The 23,956-nt window shown below is 40.5% G+C and carries 23 protein-coding genes; 2 read left to right on the plus strand and 21 right to left on the minus strand.

The features are described 5' to 3' along the window. Positions 1–21 precede the first annotated feature (21 nt). From rplB to NQ488_12640, 7 genes are all read right to left on the minus strand, one after another. Positions 22–864, minus strand: a complete 843-nt coding sequence (gene rplB / locus NQ488_12610) for a 50S ribosomal protein L2 (GenBank protein UWN95378.1) — start codon at positions 862–864, stop codon at positions 22–24. A 64-nt stretch (positions 865–928) separates the two neighbouring features. Next, on the minus strand, positions 929–1,228 hold the full coding sequence (gene rplW, locus NQ488_12615; GenBank protein ID UWN95379.1) for a 50S ribosomal protein L23: 300 nt from the start codon (positions 1,226–1,228) through the stop codon (positions 929–931). Beyond that, complete coding sequence (gene rplD, locus NQ488_12620; protein ID UWN95380.1) at positions 1,228–1,848, minus strand: 50S ribosomal protein L4; 621 nt, start codon at positions 1,846–1,848, stop codon at positions 1,228–1,230. Before rplD ends, rplW begins: the two co-directional genes overlap by 1 nt. Positions 1,849–1,876: 28 nt before the next feature. Beyond that, positions 1,877–2,512 (minus strand): 50S ribosomal protein L3, encoded by a 636-nt coding sequence (rplC, locus tag NQ488_12625; GenBank protein ID UWN95381.1) that lies wholly within the window; start codon positions 2,510–2,512, stop codon positions 1,877–1,879. Positions 2,513–2,754: 242 nt separating this feature from the next. Next, positions 2,755–3,066 (minus strand): 30S ribosomal protein S10, encoded by a 312-nt coding sequence (rpsJ, locus tag NQ488_12630; protein ID UWN95382.1) that lies wholly within the window; start codon positions 3,064–3,066, stop codon positions 2,755–2,757. Between the two features lie 398 nt (positions 3,067–3,464). Beyond that, the gene (locus tag NQ488_12635; protein ID UWN95383.1) at positions 3,465–5,258 is read right to left on the minus strand and encodes a hypothetical protein; all 1,794 of its coding nucleotides are present in this window, start codon (positions 5,256–5,258) and stop codon (positions 3,465–3,467) included. A gap of 95 nt (positions 5,259–5,353) precedes the next feature. Continuing rightward, positions 5,354–5,734 carry a hypothetical protein gene (locus NQ488_12640; protein UWN95384.1) on the minus strand — a complete coding sequence of 127 codons (381 nt, stop codon included), beginning with the start codon at positions 5,732–5,734 and terminating at the stop codon, positions 5,354–5,356. A gap of 240 nt (positions 5,735–5,974) precedes the next feature. Here NQ488_12640 and NQ488_12645 point away from each other — a divergent pair, with 240 nt between their 5' ends. After that, positions 5,975–7,159: a glycosyltransferase gene (locus tag NQ488_12645; protein ID UWN95385.1), complete on the plus strand. Its 1,185-nt coding sequence runs from the start codon at positions 5,975–5,977 to the stop codon at positions 7,157–7,159. A gap of 9 nt (positions 7,160–7,168) precedes the next feature. Here NQ488_12645 and NQ488_12650 read toward each other — a convergent pair whose 3' ends face one another. Then, positions 7,169–8,371 carry a DUF3880 domain-containing protein gene (locus tag NQ488_12650; GenBank protein UWN95386.1) on the minus strand — a complete coding sequence of 401 codons (1,203 nt, stop codon included), beginning with the start codon at positions 8,369–8,371 and terminating at the stop codon, positions 7,169–7,171. Positions 8,372–8,442: 71 nt separating this feature from the next. After that, positions 8,443–10,365, minus strand: a complete 1,923-nt coding sequence (locus NQ488_12655) for a glycosyltransferase (protein UWN95387.1) — start codon at positions 10,363–10,365, stop codon at positions 8,443–8,445. A 150-nt stretch (positions 10,366–10,515) separates the two neighbouring features. Here NQ488_12655 and NQ488_12660 point away from each other — a divergent pair, with 150 nt between their 5' ends. Beyond that, on the plus strand, positions 10,516–11,859 hold the full coding sequence (locus NQ488_12660; protein ID UWN95388.1) for a hypothetical protein: 1,344 nt from the start codon (positions 10,516–10,518) through the stop codon (positions 11,857–11,859). Between the two features lie 168 nt (positions 11,860–12,027). Here the strand turns inward: NQ488_12660 and NQ488_12665 are convergent, their stop codons facing one another. From NQ488_12665 to NQ488_12720, 12 genes are read right to left on the minus strand one after another with little or no spacing between them, the layout of a single operon-like run. Further along, entirely contained in the window at positions 12,028–13,011 is a 984-nt protein-coding gene (locus tag NQ488_12665; protein UWN95389.1) for an ATP-grasp domain-containing protein, read from the minus strand. Beyond that, positions 13,011–13,697 (minus strand): metallophosphatase family protein, encoded by a 687-nt coding sequence (locus tag NQ488_12670; GenBank protein UWN95390.1) that lies wholly within the window; start codon positions 13,695–13,697, stop codon positions 13,011–13,013. The genes NQ488_12665 and NQ488_12670 overlap by 1 nt, the downstream gene beginning before the upstream one ends. Positions 13,698–13,719: 22 nt before the next feature. Then, on the minus strand, positions 13,720–14,688 hold the full coding sequence (locus tag NQ488_12675; protein ID UWN95391.1) for a radical SAM protein: 969 nt from the start codon (positions 14,686–14,688) through the stop codon (positions 13,720–13,722). A gap of 33 nt (positions 14,689–14,721) precedes the next feature. Further along, positions 14,722–15,594, minus strand: a complete 873-nt coding sequence (locus NQ488_12680) for an NAD(P)-dependent oxidoreductase (GenBank protein ID UWN95392.1) — start codon at positions 15,592–15,594, stop codon at positions 14,722–14,724. Next, the gene (locus NQ488_12685; GenBank protein UWN95393.1) at positions 15,595–16,278 is read right to left on the minus strand and encodes a hypothetical protein; all 684 of its coding nucleotides are present in this window, start codon (positions 16,276–16,278) and stop codon (positions 15,595–15,597) included. Continuing rightward, positions 16,253–17,398 carry a dTDP-4-amino-4,6-dideoxygalactose transaminase gene (rffA, locus tag NQ488_12690; protein ID UWN95394.1) on the minus strand — a complete coding sequence of 382 codons (1,146 nt, stop codon included), beginning with the start codon at positions 17,396–17,398 and terminating at the stop codon, positions 16,253–16,255. The genes NQ488_12685 and rffA overlap by 26 nt, the downstream gene beginning before the upstream one ends. Then, a complete protein-coding gene (locus tag NQ488_12695; GenBank protein UWN95395.1) occupies positions 17,379–18,944 on the minus strand; it encodes a glycosyltransferase in 1,566 nt (521 codons plus the stop codon). Before NQ488_12695 ends, rffA begins: the two co-directional genes overlap by 20 nt. A gap of 40 nt (positions 18,945–18,984) precedes the next feature. After that, positions 18,985–19,935, minus strand: coding sequence for an ATP-grasp domain-containing protein (locus NQ488_12700; GenBank protein UWN95396.1), 951 nt, complete (start codon positions 19,933–19,935; stop codon positions 18,985–18,987). Continuing rightward, entirely contained in the window at positions 19,932–20,993 is a 1,062-nt protein-coding gene (pseI, locus tag NQ488_12705; GenBank protein ID UWN95397.1) for a pseudaminic acid synthase, read from the minus strand. The genes NQ488_12700 and pseI overlap by 4 nt, the downstream gene beginning before the upstream one ends. Further along, on the minus strand, positions 20,986–21,690 hold the full coding sequence (pseF, locus tag NQ488_12710; GenBank protein ID UWN95398.1) for a pseudaminic acid cytidylyltransferase: 705 nt from the start codon (positions 21,688–21,690) through the stop codon (positions 20,986–20,988). The genes pseI and pseF overlap by 8 nt, the downstream gene beginning before the upstream one ends. Before the next feature lie 7 nt (positions 21,691–21,697). Continuing rightward, positions 21,698–22,753 carry a UDP-2,4-diacetamido-2,4,6-trideoxy-beta-L-altropyranose hydrolase gene (pseG, locus tag NQ488_12715; protein UWN95399.1) on the minus strand — a complete coding sequence of 352 codons (1,056 nt, stop codon included), beginning with the start codon at positions 22,751–22,753 and terminating at the stop codon, positions 21,698–21,700. After that, positions 22,735–23,853 (minus strand): hypothetical protein, encoded by a 1,119-nt coding sequence (locus NQ488_12720; protein ID UWN95400.1) that lies wholly within the window; start codon positions 23,851–23,853, stop codon positions 22,735–22,737. Before NQ488_12720 ends, pseG begins: the two co-directional genes overlap by 19 nt. Positions 23,854–23,956 lie beyond the last annotated feature (103 nt).

The raw sequence follows: 23,956 nt of genomic DNA on the forward strand, positions 1-23,956 counted from the left end.
CCTCCTTAAAATCCTGTTAAATTACTTGATTGCCTTACCGTTACGTCTTCTGATGATCATCTTGTTAGACTGCTTGTTCTTCTTACGAGTCTTAAGACCAAGAGCAGGCTTGCCCCAAGGTGTCATTGGGCCTGGACGACCAACTGGTGCACGTCCTTCACCACCACCGTGTGGATGGTCATTAGGGTTCATAACAGAACCACGAACTGTAGGACGAATACCCATGTGACGCTTACGTCCGGCTTTACCAAGATTAATAAGGCTGTGGTCTCCGTTACCTACAACGCCGATTGTTGCGCGGCAGATTACAGGAACCATTCTCATCTCGCCTGATGGAAGTCTGAGTGTTGCATACTTGCCTTCCTTAGCCATAAGCTGAGCTGAGTTACCAGCTGAACGAACAAGCTGACCACCCTTACCAGGATAAAGCTCAATATTGTGAATCTGTGTACCTACCGGAATCTCAGAAAGTGGTAAGCAGTTACCTACTCTTACTTCTGCCTTAGGTCCATTCATTACTGTCATGCCATCTGTAAGTCCTTCAGGAGCAAGGATGTATGACTTCTCGCCATCTGCGTAGCAGATAAGTGCGATGTTAGCTGTTCTGTTAGGATCGTACTCAATTCCGATAACCTTTGCAGGAACGCCTTCCTTATTTCTCTTGAAATCGATTAATCTATATTTCTTTCTGTTTCCACCGCCACGGTGTCTGACTGTTATCTTACCCTGATTGTTACGACCTGAATTCTTGCTGAGTGAAACAAGAAGTGACTTCTCTGGAGTTGACTTTGTAATCTCTGAGAAATCTGAACCAGTCATATTTCTTCTGGAAGGTGTATAGGGATTATATGTTTTGATTCCCATTTTCTTAACTCCTTTCATGTTCTAAACATGTTGTGTAATATTGTTTTCTACACTGTTGTGCTAATTAAAGACCCTCGAATACCTCGATATCCTTGCTGTCCTCTGTAAGCTGTACGATAGCCTTCTTTGTAGCTGCTGTCTTACCAACAACCATTCCGCGTCTCTTCTTCTTGCCGTCGCGGTTCATTGTATTAACCTTAGCTACCTTTGTTCCTGCGAACATCTTCTCTACAGCTTCCTTAATCTGAGACTTTGTAGCATCTGTATGAACAAGAAATGTATACTTCTTGTCAGCCATGTCAGCCATTGACTTCTCAGTGATAACTGGCTTGAGGATTACATCATAGTACTTAATGTCTGCCATTATGCGTATACCTCCTCGATTTTTGCAACTGCATCCTTAGTAACAACAAGTGTGTCATACTTAAGAATGTCATATACGTTAATTGTGTTAGGCTGTGAAACCTTAACATCAGGAATGTTACGAGCTGAAAGAATTACGTTTGCATCGTTATCTCCGATAACCATAAGTGCCTTATCAAGCTTAAGGTTCTTCATAACATTTGCAAAATTCTTTGTCTTAATCTCATTGAACTTGATCTCATCAAGAACAACGATCTTGCTATCTACTACTCTAGAAGTAAGTGCTGACTTAAGGGCAGCTCTCTTCTCCTTCTTATTCATCTTGAATGAATAATCTCTAGGAGTTGGTGCAAATACAACACCACCGCCAGTCCACTGTGGAGCTCTTGTTGAACCCTGTCTAGCGTGGCCTGTTCCCTTCTGTCTCCAAGGCTTTCTACCACCACCGGAAACCTCTGAACGTGTCTTTGCCTTCTGTGTACCCTGACGGTTGTTAGCAAGCTGCTGTACAACGGCCATGTGTACGAGATGCTCATTGATCTCTACACCGAAGATTGCATCGTTCAATTCTAATGAGCCAACTTCTTTGCCTTCAATATTATAAACAGATACGTTTGCCATCTGTGTGGTCCTCCTTCCCTAGTAAAGATTACTTATCAGTCTTTACTGTCTCTTTCAGTGTTACTAATGATTTCTTAGGTCCAGGTACTGCACCCTTAACTAAGATGATATTGTTCTCGGCATCAACTCTCACAACTTCGAGATTCTGGATTGTGATTCTCTTTGCTCCCATCTGACCAGGCATTCCCTTGCCCTTGAATACTCTACCAGGTGTTGTTGCTGATCCATTAGAACCCTGATGTCTATGGAACTTAGAACCGTGAGCCATAGGTCCTCTTGACTGTCCATGTCTCTTAATAGCGCCCTGGAAGCCCTTACCTTTTGAAATGGCTGTAGCATCGATCTTATCGCCTGCTGCGAAGATATCTGCCTTGATCTCGTCCTTAACATTATACTCGCTGGCATTCTCGAATCTGAACTCTCTTACAAATCTCTTGTAAGAAACACCAGCCTTGTCAAAGTGTCCCTTCATTGGCTTGTTAACAAGCTTTTCTCTCTTGTCTGCGAAACCAACCTGAACTGCTTCGTAACCGTCGTTCTCAAGCGTCTTTACTTGTGTTACTACACAAGGGCCAGCCTGAAGAACAGTTACAGGTGTTAAAACACCGTCTTCATTGAAGATTTGAGTCATTCCGACTTTTGTAGCTAAAATTGCCTTCTTCATTAAATCTTTCCTCCTGTTTAATCTACAGCGGATAAGATGATTACGAACCCGGTAAACCTTGTTGCGTAAGCGCATCTCATCATCCTAGAACAGTTAAATATAAGTGGAACCTTCACCACTGCGGTTTGTGTTGCTTCTATATTAAACCCTTCAGGATTACTACTTAGTTTATGAAAAAATTCAACCTCGTTGTCTTACCCGATGCGTCAACCCATACATCAATGCAACTGTTATGGTTTGAATTACTTCATCTTGATATTGATGTATACACCAGCAGGCATCTCTAACTTAGAGAGCGCATCAACAGTCTTCTGTGATGGTGTGAGGATATCGATAAGTCTCTTATGAGTTCTCTGCTCGAACTGCTCTCTTGAATCCTTATACTTATGAACAGCTCTAAGAATTGTAACAACTTCCTTCTTTGTTGGAAGAGGTACCGGTCCGCTCACCTGAGCTCCCGTCTTCTTTACTGTCTCGATAATCTTCTTAGCTGACTGATCAATTAACTGATGATCATATGCCTTCAATGTAATTCTCATTACCTGATTTGCCATAATAAAAAAGTCGCCTCCTTTTCGCACTTCAGAACTTAAGTACGACAAGCGGTGACTGTACACTCCCCCGCGTGTATCATGAACTATCATGCTCATAATTACTCTCGCGGTCATTTCTGTATAATTAACAGATGATATTCTGTACAGTGACTTGTCGCCATTTTGTTGAAACCGATGGGTTGTATCGGTTTTTGACATTCGCTCCACGGAATAACCTGCTTAGCTTTCGCTTCGCAGCAACTTCTCGTTTCATTGCTATCATGTCACAGCAAGGATTAGTATACCTAATAAATCTGATATTTGCAACAACATTTTTAAAAAAATATTGTTTTTTTTAAGGAACAATCCATATAAAGGCAGGGTACAATGCCCTGCCTCTTACAACCATGTATCAGATACTATTTAATATAGAAGAAACTCAATGCACCGTTATTACTTATTATCGGTTCTTCACTAAGCAGTCCTCTCAATGCATTCTCAAGATTCAATACATCATCATCCTCATATGCCCGTCTGTCAATATATATTCCTGCGAATCCTTTTTCCCTGACAGTCTTAAGCATCTTGGGAACATCATCATTGTTCACTGTAGACAGCCAGTTGTCAGCATCTCTTCCGACAACACCGCCATAGCTCCATCTTAATGTCTTAGAATGGATAAATCCTATCCAGAGATCATAATCATTCATATCATTAACAGCGCCGCCCTCAGGATATTCATGATAAGGAAGCTGGTATATCATCGAGCCTGCAGGAAGAGAATCCTCTATTCTGGTTACAAATTCATGGTCGGATATATAATAATTCTTAAAGTTATCATAATCAAACCTAAGTCCCGGATACTGGAACCATATTCCCCAGAGTGTCACCACTGCACACACCGCAGCAAACACCCCATATACTGAGCCGCATGCATATCTGCCAAGCTTTGCGATTCTGCCTGACTCAAGAATCCTTGTACCCAGTACATTAAGCAGTATACACACTGCAGCTATCGAGATAAATGCTATAAATATCGAAATTCTGTTATAACATCTTATCATATCCGTAACAAGCAGTCCGAACAGACTTCCGAAGCCTCCTATCGTTCCGAGAAGTATCGCAGCGATATTAAGCAGCGACAAAAGCTCAAGCTGGACTTTGTATGGCTTGTCATCTCCCATGCGCTTAAGAAACAGTACAACAAGCAGCGCAAGAAAACCGATGCATCCCATAATTCCAAGATAAGCCATGTAATTCTCATTAACAAGCGGCATTGCGTCATTATATTCATTTATAATATTCTCAAGTGACGAACTTCCATGTGACTCCAGCGGAATAAACAGCTGGGCTATCTTAAGCGAATATGTCTCAACACCGTCAAGAGTACGCATGAATCCGTCCTTATTGGCTCCATTCGCCCTTATGTAGAGCACATTAGGCATAAGCGCCCCCACCATAAATCCGGCCACAAGAACTATAAGCGATAATGCCTTGCCAAGATATCCGAACTTCTTCTCCTTAAGTGCTTTTACAAGCCCTGTTATAATAAGAAAGAAACATGTAAAAAATGCATAATAGGCAATTCCGTTATTAGCTATGCATGCTGATAAAACTATTGCAAAATAGTTCTTCCAGTTCTTAAAAAATCCTCTGTTAAGTCTGAAGAAATTGTCATCCTCATATATCCATATACAGAACAGAATCGATATCGGCACAAAATAGTAGCATGCAAGCACATAATGATTCATTCCGCGCATGAATATGTACGGCATAAATGTAAATGTAAGCGCTCCGGCAACCGAAATCCATGGTCGTATCCTCATCTGCCTCAGTGCAAAGTACGCAAGCAGCGCAATCATAGGAAATGTTGACAGGAACATAAGATTAACTGCAATTGCAGGATTATCCGTGAATGCCACAAATATCTTAAGCACCATATTATCAAAATTATGCAGTGAACTTGCATAAAAATCATACCCATAATATCCGTAAGGCGCACCAAGCCTGTCCGTCTCCATAGTATTCATGCCTTCTTTAAGTGTTACGGCATTAACAAGGTATGACATTCCATCGCCGCCGTCGTATGACATCGGATACTGCAGGTCAAAATTCTGCATATCCATAAATACGTACATCAATACGCCGGTAAGCACCAGCATAACAATAACAGCGATAACATCTTTGTATATCTTCTTAACGAAACCTTTCATTCTGACCTCCGTGCTGTTCTGATATAATAAAACAGTTATCACAATATTATCGCTTTATATATGCCATTCTGTCAATTAAATTTTAATTAATTAATTCAATTAATTCTTCCGCCTGCAAGTGCGATTGCACCGATAAAGTTCTTAAGCTCACCCTTGAACAGCTCTGCCTTGGCATTGTCATCGTCATCTTCATACGCTTTGCCGATTGCCTTAATTGCCTCGTTGACAGCATTCTGGTCAACCTCAACACCAATCTCCTTAAGGTAATCCTTAGTTGCATTGTATACCTGTATCGTCCAGTTCACACCTTCGAGTATGCTCTTTGCATAATCCTCAGTGTCATCAGCCTTGCCATTCTCAAATTCAAATGCAACATTACCAAGTGCTCTCTCAAGCTTCTTGCAATATTCTGATGCAGTAAGCACCGCTTCAATTACTTCCTTATTATCTGCTCCGTTAACTGTATTATCTGCCATTATTCTATCCCTTTCTTACTGTCTTTGTACAAAATGCTGCAAGCTTCCGCCTCCCAGCATCAGATTATAAATATGTATCGGCATGAACATGCAGAAACTTTATATTCTGCCATTCTTTTACGTGATTGAGATTGTGAGATTGCCTTTTGTCCCACTCCTCTATATAATATCTCATATAAAGACTGGTGTCTGCGCACAAACTTGATATGTGCAAAATGCAGCGCAGGAATGGAGATTAGTATGAATATTTTAATATACAGATACGGAAGCATTTGTGAGCCTGACATCATCGAAGCATTTAACAGAATGTCTGTACATGTTGATGAGGTTACTGATGAGATATATAACAAAAAAATAACACCTGCCGAAGGAATAACTGTGCTAAAGAAGCACCTTGACAGCGGCACTGCCTATTCACTTGTATTCACAGTCAATTTCTTTCCGTGGATTGCAGAAGTGTGCAGCATATATGGGATAATGTATTTTTCACTTATCGTCGACAGTCCGGTTATGGAGCTGTATTCCGATTCGATAAAGCTTCCGTGCAACCGGGTATTCTTATTCGACCGCTGCCTGTATGATGAATTTGCAGCAGATAATCCGGGACATATATTCCACGTTCCGCTCGCCACCAATATTCAGCGCAGCCGCCGCGTAATCGACAATGCAGGCTCTGCGCAGAAGCAGCATTTTGCAAGTGACATATCATTCATCGGTTCACTGTATACCGAAAAGTGCCTGTACAATCAGGTAAAGCTTCCAGCTTACTATGAAGGCTTTGCCAATGCACTCATTGACGCGCAGCTTAAGGTATACGGATATAATTTTATAGAGGAGTGCCTCAGCGATGATTTTGTAAATGTTTTCCTTGCTAACGCACCAGACCATTATACATTCCCGGAGGCCAGCCGCCACGCATGGAAGGCACTTGTGGCACAGCAGTATATAAGTGTCAAAGCTGCCGAGCAGGAGCGTATCCGTGCGCTCAAGATGCTGTCAGAGAATTTCAGCGTTGACCTGTACACCGGCAGTGATACATCTGTCCTGCCGCATATACACAACCGCGGATTTGCGCGCTCACATACCGAGATGCCTCTTATATTCAACCAGAGCAAAATCAACCTTAACATAACCGCACGCTCAATACGCTCCGGCCTGTCACTGCGGATATTCGACATTCTCGGCTGTGGAGGATTCCTGCTGACCAACTATCAGGCTGAGCTGCCGGAATATTTTGAGATTGGAAGCGAGGTTGAAGCATTCTCATCAATGGAAGAGCTTCATGACAAATGCGCTTACTATCTGGCACATGACAGCGAACGCGAGGCAATTGCACGCCGTGGATATGAAAAAGCAGCCCGGTATCACTCATATGATGCAAGACTGCTTGAGATGATGGATATGGCGCTTTCATGTAATTCATAGGCATCTCTTCTACATAAACATCTGCCTTACCCTGTCCTCATAAGTATGTGCCGCCGCCACCTTAATATGACCGTTTGCCGCAATCGCACGGCGTTCCTCATCATGTTCAAGGTAGTAGCGGCATTTACTTATAAGGTCTTCATCACTTTCATAATAAACAAAATCTTCCCCCGGAATAAAATGTTCAAGAAGATCCGCCTGATAATTCGACATCAGAAATCCCCCCGCCCCCATAATATCCATGCAGCGCAGCGGTATCCCCGTCTGTATGCTCCTAAGCGAGATGTTGAGATTAATGCGGCTGCATTTGAACACATACGGCATATCATTGTAATAATCAACCGCTCCCACATTATGCACCCCCGGAAGCTCCGGTGTCGGATTGTGTGTATACAAATTGACACGGCTGTCCGGAAGCTCCTCTGCCAGCATCCCGAGCAGATGGCGGCGTTCCCTCTCTGCAAGTTTACGTGCAAGGAAGTAATTAGCGTATACATATTCGGGTGTCTCAACACCATCCCTGTTCGGTTTGTAATCGAGTGCCTTCTTCATCTCCTCAAGCACCGGACCTTTGAGCATCTCTTCCATAAAGAAATATCCCTGCACCTTCATCTGTGCTTCTATAATTCCGTCAAGATATCCCTTTGCAAAATCCGGCATAGATGAAAGCCGTTCGTACAACTGATGCTTTTCGTTATACATTGAACCGACAAATGCAATATCACCACTTACGCGCTTAACTGCCTCCGGTGCCAGACCTCTGCCATTCCCCGACGGACTTACATGCATTGCATCAAGTCTTCTGACATTAGCGGCAAGCGGCATGTAATGCACAGTTGTTATTCCTTCCGATGCGAATCTGTCCGCAAGTGCCCTGTCAAATACATAGACATGATTGCATGGATTAATTATCGTATATGAAAATAACGACACCAGAGGACTGTCATATACCCACGCCACATACTTTACGTTATGCTTTTTGCATACATTAGATATCAGCGGGCTGTAATTAAATGTAAATACCGCATCAGAATCATCCCCCTTATTAAGATACTCTTCAATAAGCGCATCCAGCTTCGCCTCAGCTTCCGGATTAACGCGGTCATGTATCGCCTCAAACTCAACGCATATTACATTAATGCCGAGATTATGCATTGCATCAAGCATATCTTCTTTGCCAAAATTCTTCCATTCAGGAAATAAAACATTCATACCAATTCCTATTCCTGCGCTGCCCTTTGCGCATATCATGTTTGTATGCTTGTGCACACACAAAGTGACCGTTATTCTAACCCATCCAGCAGTTCCACAAAGTCCCTTGCCCTGTTAATCCATCTGTGGTTTGCCGATGCATTCTCATATCCTGCTTCAGCAATCGCACGCATCTTTGCATCATCAGCAAGCAGATTCTTAATCATTCCCGGCAGTTCATCTATCCTCTCAAGGTCATACATTACAATATCCCTGCCATTAGTGAAATGCTTTTCAAGATATGTAGTCTTATCCGTAAGACACACTGTATGATTAAGCATTGTATTAGCTATACGCTCCGTCATTCCCGCTTTGTGCCATGACATTATGTTAAGCGCAACCTTAGCCTGTCCCATTAGCTTTATGCCTTCCCTGTAAGATACATCAGGATGTATTATAAGATTATCCCTTACAGCAAGCGGGCAGTTATTCCAGCTTGAGCCGAACACATGAAGCGTGATGCCTGCATCAAGGATTGCCTCTATTACTTTTTCGCGGTAGTAGAACATCACAATACGGCATACATCCATACAGTCTGTTAGTGTTGCTGCAAATGCGTCTGCTTCATCCACAGTGCATGCAGGCTCACCGCACTCATGGATAACATCAGCAAGTGCCGCTTCACTTGTCATGTTGGGGTTATCCTTCATCTTTTCAAGCAGCCTGTATGCAATATCCTTCACCTCAGGCCTGCATTCTCTCTCAAGCGCTGCCATTCTTTCTCTGTAATCATGATATGATGCAACAAAAACCACGTCATATACCCTGTCGTCCCACACTGTCTGCTCTGATTGCAGAAGTTCAATACCGGCCGGCGGCAGATGCCTGCCTGCTTTAATTGCCGGATAATGCCTGTTTATGTAATCAGCATAATTTTCATCCTGCGTAAGCACATAGTACCTGTCAAGAGGCAGTGTAAAATGATAATACAGATACAATGGATGGTCATAAAGGAAATTAAACTTTGGTGCCTCAATCAGATTGTTAACAAGTTCATTGGAATCTTTCATCTTAACCGAGAACAACGCTGTCTGGAATCCCACAACCGCGCGGTACCTGTTACCTACAAACCGTGCCAGTCCTCCGGTTCCATGTTCTGCCATGTCATACATAATTACCGGCACACCGCATTGTTTCAGGCTGTTGGCAAATTCATACGCAAATGACTTAAGCACATTAAAGCATATCGGATCTCCCATGTATATAACTACAGGTCTTATCGCATCATCAATCCTGTAGTACTCGTCCTTCTTAGCTATCATCAGCTCAAGTTCTGATGTAAAATACTGTCCGATTCCATATGCATCCGCTTCCGTTATATACTTTGCCAGAAGCCTGTCAAAGCACTCAGCCGCCTGCAGCTGTGCGGCATATCTTCCGAATACATACGCATACATGAGATAATGTTCCTGATAAAGCATCACGCATGACTGTTCAGACATAATTATCCGGACATTCGTGCCTTTTTCCGCAATATTATCTTCCAAAGCCAGCGCCCTTGCCGCAAGTTCAAAATCTTCACCGCATCCCAGCCTGTCATTGAACCCGGAATATTCTGCCGCGAATTTTCTTGATATGGCAATTCGTTCAAGGCGTCCTGCGCCTTTTTCAATCAGCTCCGGCAGTGTCAAACATCTGTAATCTTCCGGTGTCATAAGACGGCTGATTATGCCGTCATCAATTATCTCCCCCGGCGCAATGTATATCATGTAATCTCCAGATGTATACGATATTGCCGCATTCTTAAACTGTGATATCGTAGAATAATCCCTGCCGCTTGCGTCAGCAAAAGCAATTCCAAGCTTCTCAAGCTCCTCCCGGTACACATCACAGTTATCCGCACATACCGCAGCAGCTTCGTAAACATCGCATAAAGCCATGCTCTTCGCTGTTGCAAGCACTGTATCAACGTCTTCATCTCCGCATATATATAATATAATACTTACTGTTGTCATTCTTTTCCATCCCGGTTATCTGTATATTTGACATCGGCTGCCTGTCACACATTGCGCTGTTTCTTTGTAAATTATAACATTTTCCCTGATATAAACCAATTCATTCTTGAAAGTTTTACCGCATTTGATATAATATTTGATAACGCAATAATGACATTACGTGAAGGACTTTATATATATATGCGAGCTTCTACAAAAAAGATTATTAAGGCAATCGGATTTATCTGTGTATTGTGCCTTGTTTATATATTATATTTTAATTTCAGCTATTATCTGTCTGAGAATAATTTTCTTCGTTGTACTCTTAATGAGGCACACGAATCCAAAGACTATACCATGTGTTTTATCGGTCCGTCAACGACATATGGCTCTTTTGTCACGGAAGAATTTGACGAACTGCTCGGCGTGAAGTCTATTAATCTTGGCAGTGAAGGTCAGCTTCCATGTGACTCATATCTCATTTTAAAAGATTTTCTGTCTGACAATAAGCCGCAGTATGTTGTTATGGATGTATGGTATCAGTACTACATGAACAATGATATTTATTACCGCACTAATACCAACTCCACAATTAAGACGCTTGCAGCTATAAGGCCGTCTCTTGCCAAGACAGCGTTTGGTCTCAATATGTTTGTCAAGCGTCCTGCAATATGGAGTACTTTTGCATTGCCTAAGATTACGTTTGAGCCGCTCACAACCGGGTATAGTAAGTTCTACAGTCTTGAGTCCTGCATTGATACCTACCAGTATAAGAACCAGTACTATTTTTCCGAATCAGGCACGCGTCTCTATAAGCAGGGAATGGGGAACTGGAATTACGGCAAACTGAGCATGGATTCTGAGACAACATGGCAGGGCTCATATTCCTCAATTGCGACTGAATATTTCAATAAGATTGTCAAGCTCTGCAAAGATAATGACATTGAACTTATCATGGTTACTCCGGGTGCTGATGACGCCTACGTTCTTACGATGGGGCATTATGACGAAGCGCACGCCATATTCCAGAAGCTTGCCGATGACAATGGCATCCGCTATTATGATTTCACATATGCAAAGCCGGATGTATTTGCAAGAGCTGACTCGTTCTATCACAACTCTTCACACATGTCATCCGAAGGCGCACACGCCCTTACATACCTCCTCATTGACCTTATCAGGGCGAATCCGTCGGATGATGAATTATCCGGCTACTTCTACCAATCATATGAAGAGTACTATTCAAATGTTGACATTGCCAATGCATGGATTGAAAAAGACAGTGGTGGCAATCTGGTTGCCAAAGGACTGTATGGCATGGATTCAGAGCCGGAATACTGCTTCTACAGCCGTGTCCACGGTTCCAAGAACAGTGACTGGACTCTGCTCCGCGACTATTCAGACGACAACACACTTACACCTGCCGAATATCAGAACCGGGATATTGAAGAGATTCAGGTATGCGTGAAGCTTAAGGATGGAGAGAAGGTTAAGAAGGCGTATTTTAAACTATAATACGCCTTTTCTTTTTTGCAATAATTCTTATTAATCCCTGCTTTTTGACCTGAATAAAGATTTTTCCTGTCATCCTTAGAATATCCCGTGTCTGTGCTGCAGGCGATAGTGATTTTCTATCCGGCCTGCTCGCCTTTAATCATCTCTTTACATGTGACATTCCTACAATCAGGTCTTCAAAATCACATACTTTTCATTCAATTCACGTATACCTACTGCTTCGTTATATTCACATCTGAATTCCGGTACTGCAATATTGTCCAACATATCAAGCCACCATAACACATCTGTAAATCCGAGCATATGCCTGAACCTTACTGTACCTGAGATTCTTGGATTTATCTCAAAAATATACAGGCGGTCATCCTTTTTTCTTAGCTGTATATTTATGTATCCTTTAAGATTAAGCAGCTTTGCAATCCTTATTGCAAGCTCTGCATATTCCCCGGCATTGCTCAGCTTAACAATATTAGAGTATCCGTTTTTCAGCTCACGCCGGAAGGCTATTGTATTAATTACAGCAATATCCCGGAATACACCTATTGTATACTCTTCATCACTGTCTATGTATCTTTGGTACACACAGTCTTCGCCTTGAATATTGTCATTAATATTGTTAAATGCTGTCTCATCCGCGTAATATCTCTTCTTAATATCTGCTATTTCACCGGCGGAATATATCTGTATTCCCTTTGATCCGTTAGATTTTCTCGGCTTACATATATAACTGCTGCCATCCACTTCTATAAGGCATGGATTAACATATGTGTCTGGAACATCAAATCCGTTATCTGTTAATAGCTGCGCAGTCTTATACTTATCAAGGCATATGTCAAGTATACGTTCGTCCTGAATAACTATCTTGATTCCATGTTCCTCAAACAGCTTTCTGTTGTCACTTACAACCTCTATCTCGCGCTCATTCACCGGGATAAGATGAGTAATGCCATACTCAAGGCACTTTCCAAGAAGTTCTTCTGTATAACCTTCTTCTACAGCATATCTGCTCTGCCAGAACTTCTTAACACGGTCCATTCCTGCTGCTATACTGTTGACATCGCAGCCATAAAGCTCCGCATCCTGCTCCTGAAGTATTTTAAGTATTCCATTGGCAATATCACCGCTGACTGCGGTTACAAGTATCTTTCTCATTATTCACCCCTGTGCAGAATATCAATTAATTTCTTATTATCCGGATCATAGTTTTTAATATCTCTTTCCAGCTCGGACATATCATAGCTTACATTAAAAAACCTGACATCGCCGGCATCCGTATCAACATATGCATATCCAAATCCCCTGCCATCTCTCTGCTGTCCAAGTGAACCCGGATTTATTATTGTTGTATTGCCCGTTCTTCTTATATCACGAAAATGTGTATGGCCACAGAATACATAATCATACTTCATATATTCCTCTTTGCATACGAGTGGGTCTTTCGGATACATTCTTCCGTTAAGTACGTTTTCAAATGTACCGTGTATGATTGCTATTTTCTTAGTTTCAAGTTCTATCTCCAGAACTTCCGGCAGCTCAGATACATACTCAAGAGCTGTCTCATCAAGCATTGCATACGAATGACCGTACTGTGCGAAATACCTTTTCGCATTATCATTGCCATACGCAATATCTATTGCTATTTTATCATGATTTCCCTTAACTGCATACAGATTATCCATTTTTCTGAATGCTTCTGCAATCTCATGCTGTCCATAATAATATCCGTGCATATCACCGCAAAAAAAAAGGCAGTCATACTCTACCTCTTTTATATCTCTAAGGAACTGCCTTAATGCATATTGATTACCATGTATATCCGAAAATGCTATTACCTTCATCACGGCACCTCCATGCTGATTATCAGTTATTGCTGTTCTGCATCATTGCCTTATCATCATAGTTACGCTTCGCAGCATTACCATTCTCATCAAATCGCTGCTCACCAACTATTGTCCAGTCTGTGCAGTGTTTGCATACCTCAGGCAGCTCATCCCATTTATGCTCAAGATGCTTGCATACCATCTTCTCATTACGTTCTTTCCACACCTGCCTGATTGACTGATTATTAATATTGCCATATACAGTCCTGCCATCAGCATCCATGGCACATGTAACAACATCACCGTCCCATGTTATCGCACACACACCGACTGCATGTCCGCACGCATATCTCTCATCAGTCTTTTCATGTGTTATTCCCTCATGCTGTCCGCCCCATGATATAAGACGCCTTACAGTTGTCCAAGCTCCTCTTGCTCTCCAGTATTCAACTATCTTATCAAGCTCGTCCCTGTTCTCATCCATCTCCATTGCTTTAACTTCAATTATCGGAGTCTTAAGACCGCGCTCAGCCTTACGCTTCAGAAGATACTCAATATTATTATAAAGCACATCCCTGTCAGCTCCTATACGGATTTTTTCATATACCTCTTTTGAAAATCCATCAACATCAATACTTATAAAATCAATTCCTGAATCAAGCAGCATCTCTGCCATTTCTTTATTTATAAGAGTTCCGTTGGTATTAATATTTATATTCTTCAGGCCCTTTTTCTTGGCATAATCTATCATATAATAGAGCTTGTACTTAACGAGAAGCGGTTCACCGTAAAAGTCAAGCCATACTCTGCAATACACATTGTTATCTGCAATCTCATCTATTATCTTCTTGTAAAGAAAGATATCCATAAATCCCTTTTTTCTTGTAAGCTTGTCATTGATACACGTTGTGCAGTTAAGATTACAGTGATTACCGACTTCGACAATTACATTCAAAGGGAACTCCTTCATCTCGAATTTTTTTTCTATTTCTTTCACATTCTCGTACATACCCATTCTCCATTTCTGTGATTTTAATAACATCTACAATTGACCCGCAACAGATAGTATACTGTCTTCGATACTTATCTGCGGTTTATATCCAAAATCTGCTCCGGCTGCATCCGGTGATATAATCCATCTTTGACTGTCGCTGTCAGTTTTATTGTTAAGCAAGCTTATATCAGATCTGCTCCTTAACTGCTCTTTACATAACTCAGCAAGCTCCATGTCGCTTATGCTGTTACCCGCAATATTGTATACACCATTTGCATCCGATTCTATAAATCTGTCCACTGCGCATGTCAAATCTCTCACATCAAGATAATTCTGCACACGCATACCATTGCCGTATATCTGCAGCGGCTGATTTTCAAGACACCTTTTAACAAATACTGAAAATATCTTATTATCCGGCATTCCACATCCCACCGGCGACGGTATCCTTAAGCATCCATATCTTATGCCGCATGCCCCAAGTCCCTGTACTATCTGTTCTCCAAAATACTTTGTGTAATGATACACTGTTGCAGGTTTTACCGGATGTTTTTCTGTTATTGGAACGTATTGTGGAATTCCTATTACAGGAACGCTTGATATATACACAAAGCAGCTTACTCCCGCTGTTTTAGCAAAGTCAGCGATATTCTGTGTTCCAAGGCAATTGGTATTATAAAGCTTCTCAACATCATCACTTATCTCTGCTGCTGCGTGTATGACAATATCAATACTTCCGTTATACTTTTGAATACACTCAGACAATCTCTGTCTGTCAGCGATATCACAGCTTATATATTCCCTGACATCCGCACGGCTTATCTCTGCTCTTCCAAGCCCAATAATATCGTGCTCTTTCTTAAATGCATCTGTTAAATTCTTCCCTATGAATCCGTTACATCCGGTTATTAATATTTTCATTTACAAAAAGTCCGTACTGATATGATTTTCTATAGTTACACTTCGTGCCGGCACAACACACTCTTTCTCCGCCGTGTCATGTGCCAGATAGCTGCCTGCTCCAATCAGCGTATAATCTGCAATATGAATGCCGTCCTTAGTTGCCGCATTATTTCCGATAAAGCAGTTATTTCCAACCGTTACATTGCCTGCCACCGAGCACGATATTGCAAAAAAATTAAAATCTCCAGTAACCGAATGGTGGCTGAGCATCGACTTAGGATAGAATATGTTGCATATGCCTGCCTGTGAATAAGGGCCAAGGATTGCATGTTCAAATATAAGGCACCCTTCTCCCACTCTTTCCGCCATAACAACTGCGGAAGAATGCACAAACGAAAGCACTTTTATCTCCATTTCCTTAAGTTCATGATATATCTTTTTCCGCGCATCATTCATTGAATTATAGCCCACTGCAATGTAACACCCAAGCTCATGTACATCATATATATCATTAATATCTTCATACGCTACAACTTTTCTGCCAAGATGCATCGTATCTGTTATATATTTTCTGTTAACACAGAACGCATCTATATTCTCACCTGCTGCCATAAGCTCGTAGAAGAGCACATCGGCCAGATCAGTTATTCCAAATATTATTTTCTTCATATTCTTATCAGGCATTCTCTTTGATCCATTCAACTGCCAATGTCAGCACTCTGTTAACCTGTTCATCAGTAATTCCATAAAACAGTGGGAATCTTACTATACGTTCACTTTCACTTGTTGTATATACATCCTCGCCAAAGAACCTGCCGTATTTCATCCCCGCCTTTGATGAATGTAACGGTACAAAATGAAATACACATCCTACACGATTCATATCGCGCATATACTCAAGGAACGCACTTCTCGTCTCCAGATTCTTAAGCTTTAACCAAAACATGTGCGCATTATGTTCACAGTCATCCGGAACCATAGGGAGTTCTACTTTTCCACTCTCAACAAATGGTGCAAATGCTCTGTAATATCTGTTCCATGTTGCCTTGCGGTTATCGTTAATCTCATCCGCACACTTAAGCTGCGGCCAGAGAAATGCCACATTGAGCTCGCTTGGCAGATATGATGAACCAAGATCTACCCAGCTGTATTTGTCAATCTCACCTCTGAAGAACTTAGACCTGTCCGTTCCCTTCTCCCATATTATCTCTGCATGTTCAATATATTTTTCATCATTGATAAGAAGTGCACCGCCTTCTCCCATTGTATAATTCTTTGTATCATGGAAGCTGTAGCAGCCGATTGCACCTATCGTACCGAGATATCTTCCCTTATATGTAGACATAACACCCTGCGCAGCATCTTCAACAACAGGTATATTGTGCGCATTGGCAATCTCCATAATCTCGTCCATATTGCAGGCAATTCCTGCATAATGTACCACAACAATTGCTTTTGTCTTTTCAGTTATCGCCTCAGCTATAAGCTTTTCATCTATGTTCATTGTCCTGGGCTTAACGTCAACGAATACTATCTTTGCCCCCTGCCTTGCAAATGCACTGGCTGTTGTAACAAATGTATATGAAGGCATTATAACTTCGTCGCCTTCCTTTATTCCAAGCAGCATCGCAGCCATCTCAAGTGCAGCAGTACATGACGTTGTCATAAGAACCTTCTTAGCCCCGAACCTGTCCTCAAGCCATTCGCTGCACAGCTTTGTATATCTGCCATTGCCGGAGAGCCTGTTATCCCTGATTGCATCCTCCACGCACTTCATAGAGTCTTCAAGACATATAGCCTTATTAAACGGAATAGGTTCCATTATTCTCCTCCTCTGCAATTATATAATTCCTGAGTTCTTCACAGAATTTCTTCATGTTACCGACACTATCCACATTGTTAAGAAGCTTATCCTGATGTTCACAGTATTCCTGCTGCTGTTTCATAAATCCAGCATCGTGTATATACTTTTTTATAATCTCCGGATATTGGGCCAGCTCCCCACATACAAAGCCTTCGCCGCGGATTGCCACATCACAGTTACCAAGTGTAACTATAGGCGTATGGTTTTTCAATGCCAATGAAGCTCCCGTCCCGCCGCCGGTTCTTGGCGGATTAACAAATAAATCACCATCAGCCATTGCTTCCTGAAGATTGTCTGCATATCCTATGAATATATACCTGTCACTTTTATCTGATGTTTTTATTTTATTCTTCAATTTATCGCACTCACCAATCACCTCAACATAAACATCAGGTTCATCTTCCAGGATCTGGTTAAGCACGTTCAGGAATTCATCTGTCACTTCACGGTCAAGCCTGTTCCCTACTATCAGCAATATGAATTTATCTTTTTCCTTTTTATTGCGCAAAGCAGCATTCTGACGTGATATTTTGCTAACCGCGGTCAGCTCATTAGCTATCATCAATTCATATACTTTTTTATCTTGCGTCAAATATGAATCATATATCTTTTCCGCCTCACCTTCGCAATGAAAGCGTCGTACAATGACCGGTGCCGCCGAATGTACCGGGGTTCCAACACATGGAAAGCTGCATACAGTTGTAAACCTGGAGCATACATCCGCGATTATATTCATGCCACCTATATCAATTATAAATTCAGGATTCACTCCACGGACGTAATCAACTGCCATTTCAAGTTCCTGATTAAAAAACTGTGATGTAAATGCTATATTACATACATTAATGCATAGTCCAAAATGATCCGTCTGAAGTTTCTGGGTCGTCTCTACCAAAGAATTATCTACGGCATGATAGTAAACATCATTCTTTTTATCTTTTTGGACACCACCCATGTATCCTATAAGCACTATCACATTATATCCCAGCTTCTGCAGATAGTTATATATGTTACACACTATCATTGTAGGCGCATGGACTTCCGCAAGTATACTCCGAGCCGCTATTAATACTGTTCCTTTTTTTCTTTCTGCGAATGGGATGTAGGCTAATTTTTCTTTATTGATATGCGAAGATATATCGTTAACGGCGCTAATGTATATTCCATCTGTCTGTAAAAAGAGCTTATTACTGACATCAATTGCATTGCTAAATGTAAGCACTCCAATCTGATAAATATAATTAATCAATGACAATGCATCAATATTGTTATGCATTAAAGCATTATTTATATACTTAATTATCTTTGCATCCTTAATTATATACAATAGATACGAAAATAGATATATTCCATCAGACCAATCATCGCCGATACATCTGCTTATATTCTCCAATGTGTCATCCTGCTCTTTTGCAGTCATGGAATAGAATGACTTTCTCAGTTCATCATTAAACTTTTCGTCTTTAAGCTGTATGCCATTAAGTAAATTCTGTAAAAATTCCATATCTCCCAATCATTTCCATATACTATTCTAAAATCCGGCATCAGTCCGCAACATATACATCTGAATACTTCAAAACTCTCCTGTGCTTATATTCAGTATTAATCTTTTCATTAGCATGTCCTGACGCATTAGTACAGATTAACTCTATAAAATTAGCTCCACACTCATATGCATGTGGATATCCTCCTCCAAATCTTGGATTTATCTCAAGAATGCTGTATTGTCCGTTATGCTCCATAACATCTACATCCAACGGACCTACAAGACCTATCTTTTTTACCGCTCTGCTTACCAGTTCTATAACCGAAGCATTCATGTCCGTAACAGATTTTTCTGTTTCCCCCGCTCTCATTCGCAGTTTCTCTTTGCAAAAGCATGATATAATCTCATTACTCATCATATCAACATAAACATCAACACCATACTCACGTCCCGACATATCAGGCTGCACTATCAGTTGTTCATTATACTCTTCTATTAATGCTTCCAACAGCTTTTTTGAATGAACATGAAATGTGTCAACGCTTCCCGCACCAGCTCTCGGTTTCGCAAAAACATTGATTCTGTCTCCGGACGATTCACAATAATCCTCAGCCTTATAAGTAGGCACTGACTGTATGCCTGCATCTGCAAGGTAATTATTCAGATTCAGCTTATCCCGGCACAACTTTATTTTTTCATAGTCTGACAAAGCTACCATAACACCGATTTCTTCAAATATACTTCTGATTTTTGCAATAAGAATAATCTCATCTTCGTGTAAAGGAATTATAATGTCTATATTTTCTTTTTTACATATATCGACCAATGTATCAGTATAATCCGGTGAGTCCATGCGTGGAACAATGTAATATTTGTCCGCAACATATAATGCCGGTGCATCCTTACTGCAGTCCGTTACGACAACCTTATCCACGCAATTGCGATTAGATGTAAAATATTTTACAAGCTTATATCTTGTACCGCAGCTTAATATAAGAACATTCATCATTCCTCATCCTCTACATAATTCCATTTCATTGCTGTTCCCTTTTTAATATCGCACGAAGCTCTTTTTCCAATAATGTCCTTATAATACTTTGTATGCAATCCATATCCCGGACGTATTGACCTCATGTTATCAGGCGTAAATATTTCACCCTTTTTAATATCACTTACAACATATAAAGACCTTGATCTTCCTTTACTCTTTTTCTGTTTCTCTGTGAGCTCATATGTTACCTTTCCAAGCGCCTTTTCAACATTCCTGATATCTGTTACCATATTCTTAAATTCCTGAGGCTCCATTGAAAATGTTCCATCTGGTCCGCCATCTTTTCTACTGAGTGTCAGATGCTTTTCAATAACTCTTGCTCCAAGTGCAACACCTGCGACAGCCACCGCACTTCCAAATGAATGATCAGACACTCCCACTACACAATCAAATGTCTCCGACATATTAGTAAGCGTCCTGAGATTAATCTCCTCATATGGAGTCGGATATTCTGATACACACTTCAAAAGTATCACTTTGTCATTCCCCGCTTCTTTACACGTGCGTAATGCCAGCTCTATATCTGACATATCTGCTATACCCGTTGACATAATTATGGGTTTTCCTGTCATTGCTGCCTTCTTTATCAATGGTATATCATTAAGTTCAAATGACGCAATCTTATATGCAGGCACATTAAGCTCTTCAAGAAAATCAATAGCAGTCAGATCAAATGGAGATGAAAAACATGTTATTCCGACTTTTTTTGCATAATCCATTAACTCTCCATGCCATTCCCATGGTGTATATGCCTCTTTATATAGTTCAAAAAGGTTCATATTCTCCCAAGGGCTTCCAGGTGTTGCCATAAATTCCGGTCCACGGCAGTCTATAGTAATTGTATCAGGTCTGTATGTCTGAAGTTTTATTGCATCTGCACCACACTCTTTTGCAACATCAATTATCCTTTTAGCTCTGTCCAGATTATGCAGATGATTAGCTGACATCTCCGCAATAATGTATGTATCAGATTTGTCACTCAGTTTTTTACCATCAATCATCAATTCTTTACGCATCCGTATCCCTCTGTTTCATATATTTATACTTTATTTCAGCAATCGTCCAATCCGATTCATTATCTATATCCTGTACTTCAGTCTCCTGCACTACAATCGGCATTATATTGTCGACTATAATACCCTTTCGTTTTATATATTCCTCAGCATCGTATATATAAAACTGCCCAGCATCATGATATTGCTTTTCAAGATCCTGCGATCTCATCTGTGAGAATTCTTTATATTTATATTCCACGCAGCCATCTTCAGATATAACAAAGCATCTCTGTGGAGGAAATGAAAACTGTACAATAGGCATTACTTCAACAGGCTTTTTCTCTATCATAACATTCATTGCCTCGATTAGCTTTTTAGCTGTCACAAACGGAGCCGTAGGATATATACAGCATATATAATCATACTTTATCCCCATTTCTGAATACTTATCTGTGACTTCCATTATAACATCAGATGTTGTAGCATAATCTCCGGATGTCGCCGCTTCTCTCATAAATGGAACATCAGCGCCGTATTCTCGTGCTATATCTGCGATCTCTTCACTATCTGTGGATACCATAACTTCATCAAAAAGCCCACTATTCAATGCTGCCTCAATTGAATAAGCAAGTATAGGCTTTCCGCAAAATTCTCTGATATTTTTCTTAGGTATTCTTTTACTGCCGCCACGCGCCGTTATTATCGCTATACTCTTCATATTTACCTCATTTTTGCTGCCCTATATTTTTTTGGATGTATTCCGCTATTCTTAATGCGCCGTTTCCATCTATAATTCTACTCATATTAATTCTGCATCTGCTTATATACTCCGGCGTACTCAGTATTTCATAGATGCATTCAACTGTTTTTCTCAATACCCCATCAGTATCAATCCTAGCATCTCCTGCATACTTTAAAATACCATGCGATTCCATCTTCTGTGCAAACGCGACATGATCTTCTGCAAATGCAACGCATACGGTCGGGGTGTTACATGCACATAACTCATATATTGACGTTCCCCCTCCCGACACCGCAACTGCACTTTGTCTCATTATTTCTGCCATATTAGATATATTTTGCAGAACAACTAACCTTTTCTCATGTTCTGCCATATTATCCATAGCCTGCCTGTCACTGTTCATTCTTCCCAGGACTGCAACACATGTATAATCCTTAAAGCGTTCATCCTCTAATATCATTCGGGCAAGTCTTTGTGTAATATGGTATTGGTCAGTTCCACCTGTTGTAAGCATAATCTGCTTTTTTACACTTGTCACTTTTTTCCTGGAAGAAAACTCATCCCGCAGCGGCATGTACTTCATCCCCGTAAGCAATCCGGTATTTTTTCCGTCATAAAGTTTCTGTAATGTATCCTCCTCCGGCCACTGTGAATAATGAAGTGCAAATGATATGTCATACGCACATCTACACATATCATCAATATACATCACGGGGACATGCCTGTTAACATCCGTCATAAATTCTTCAGTAACAAGATATGAATCAACTACCAAAAATTCTATTCCGGCATATTCTATATAATTTGTTACTTCATTAATTCCTGCATTCCAATCATCCCATGGTGCATTTATTACATGATATTCAAACTGATTTTTTTGTAATATCTCCTCATTACTTGTATCTGAAATTATAAATATGCACTTCATGCCAAGCTCTCTGCATTTATTTGCAATTGACACACACCTCATCATATGACCGGTTGCGACATTAATATTGGCATCAAGTCTGAATCCTACTCTTACTGTTGTTCTTCCCATACTTTCAATTTCTCCGAAATATATTCCATCTCATAAAAGCCATATCTTTGATCGCACGGAATGGTCAGCACATTATCCGCCAGAAATTTTATGTCAGGATTATTCACACTTTCCTTTAATCTCCAGTGAACATTGCAATATATATTACAGCTAATCAGATATTGTAATAATTTATCCCTGTTGTCACACTCAATCCACATTCCCAAAGGTACTGCGCCATCTTTGCTGCATGACTTCACTTTAAATGAATTCATCCCATTCACTAAATCACACAGACGGTTATAATTATCAATTCTCTTTTCCCTTATATCATCCATATTGCAATTAAATATATATCTTTTAGAGAATTCAGACATTGGATATATTCTATAGTCTGAAAATAGCTCTTTAATTGACTCTGAATAATATTCTAAATAATTTTCTTTTAGGTTCTTATTTTTGAAATTCCCACTGACATATTCCCGCTTCATAGCCTGTACAAGCATGTACAGATTTGTATATCTGCTGACAATATTATTGCTGGGTTCATCCGGAACAGGCATGCATTTACTGCATATTATGCCTCCATCCGGTATTGCAAACCACTTTCTCAGGCTGCCTACTATATAGTCGCCAAAACCAATGGTAAAATCTCCACTGCTAAGAAGTGCCATCGTAATATCCTCAATTACAATTATTCCTTTACTCCTGCACTCAGATATAATATCCATCAAACTTTGTGAAACCGGTATTCCAAAATAGTGAACTACATATATACTTTTTATTCCTAAGTCTAGTTGAGCTTTTATCTCGTCCACATTTACTTCAAGGTCTGCGTTGATACAATATGCAGAATACTCCATACCCGCGCGCTTAACAGCATCTGTGACTGTACCACATACATAATCTGGAATTAGTATTGCATCAACACCAAACTCTTTTTGGATGAAATTCAATAAGACTTCTATAGCATTTCGCCCACTCTGATAAAATACATTTTTATACTCCGGTTTTTCTGCCCCCATAAAAGGCAGACCGAAATTTTTCATGCTGTCTGCTGAATTCTCTGGCAACTGATACATACACCAATCATCCAGTTCTATTACACTGCCAATTTCCATATAATCACCTAAACATTTTCATATATTTTAACAAGGAGCTTTCTTTGTTTAATAACCCTTTATTCTTATTATAATCAAATGTTATCTGTTTTTCAACGATACC

This window comes from [Bacteroides] pectinophilus (genome assembly GCA_025146925.1).
GTDB classification, from domain to species: Bacteria; Bacillota; Clostridia; order Lachnospirales; family Lachnospiraceae; genus Bacteroides_F; species Bacteroides_F pectinophilus.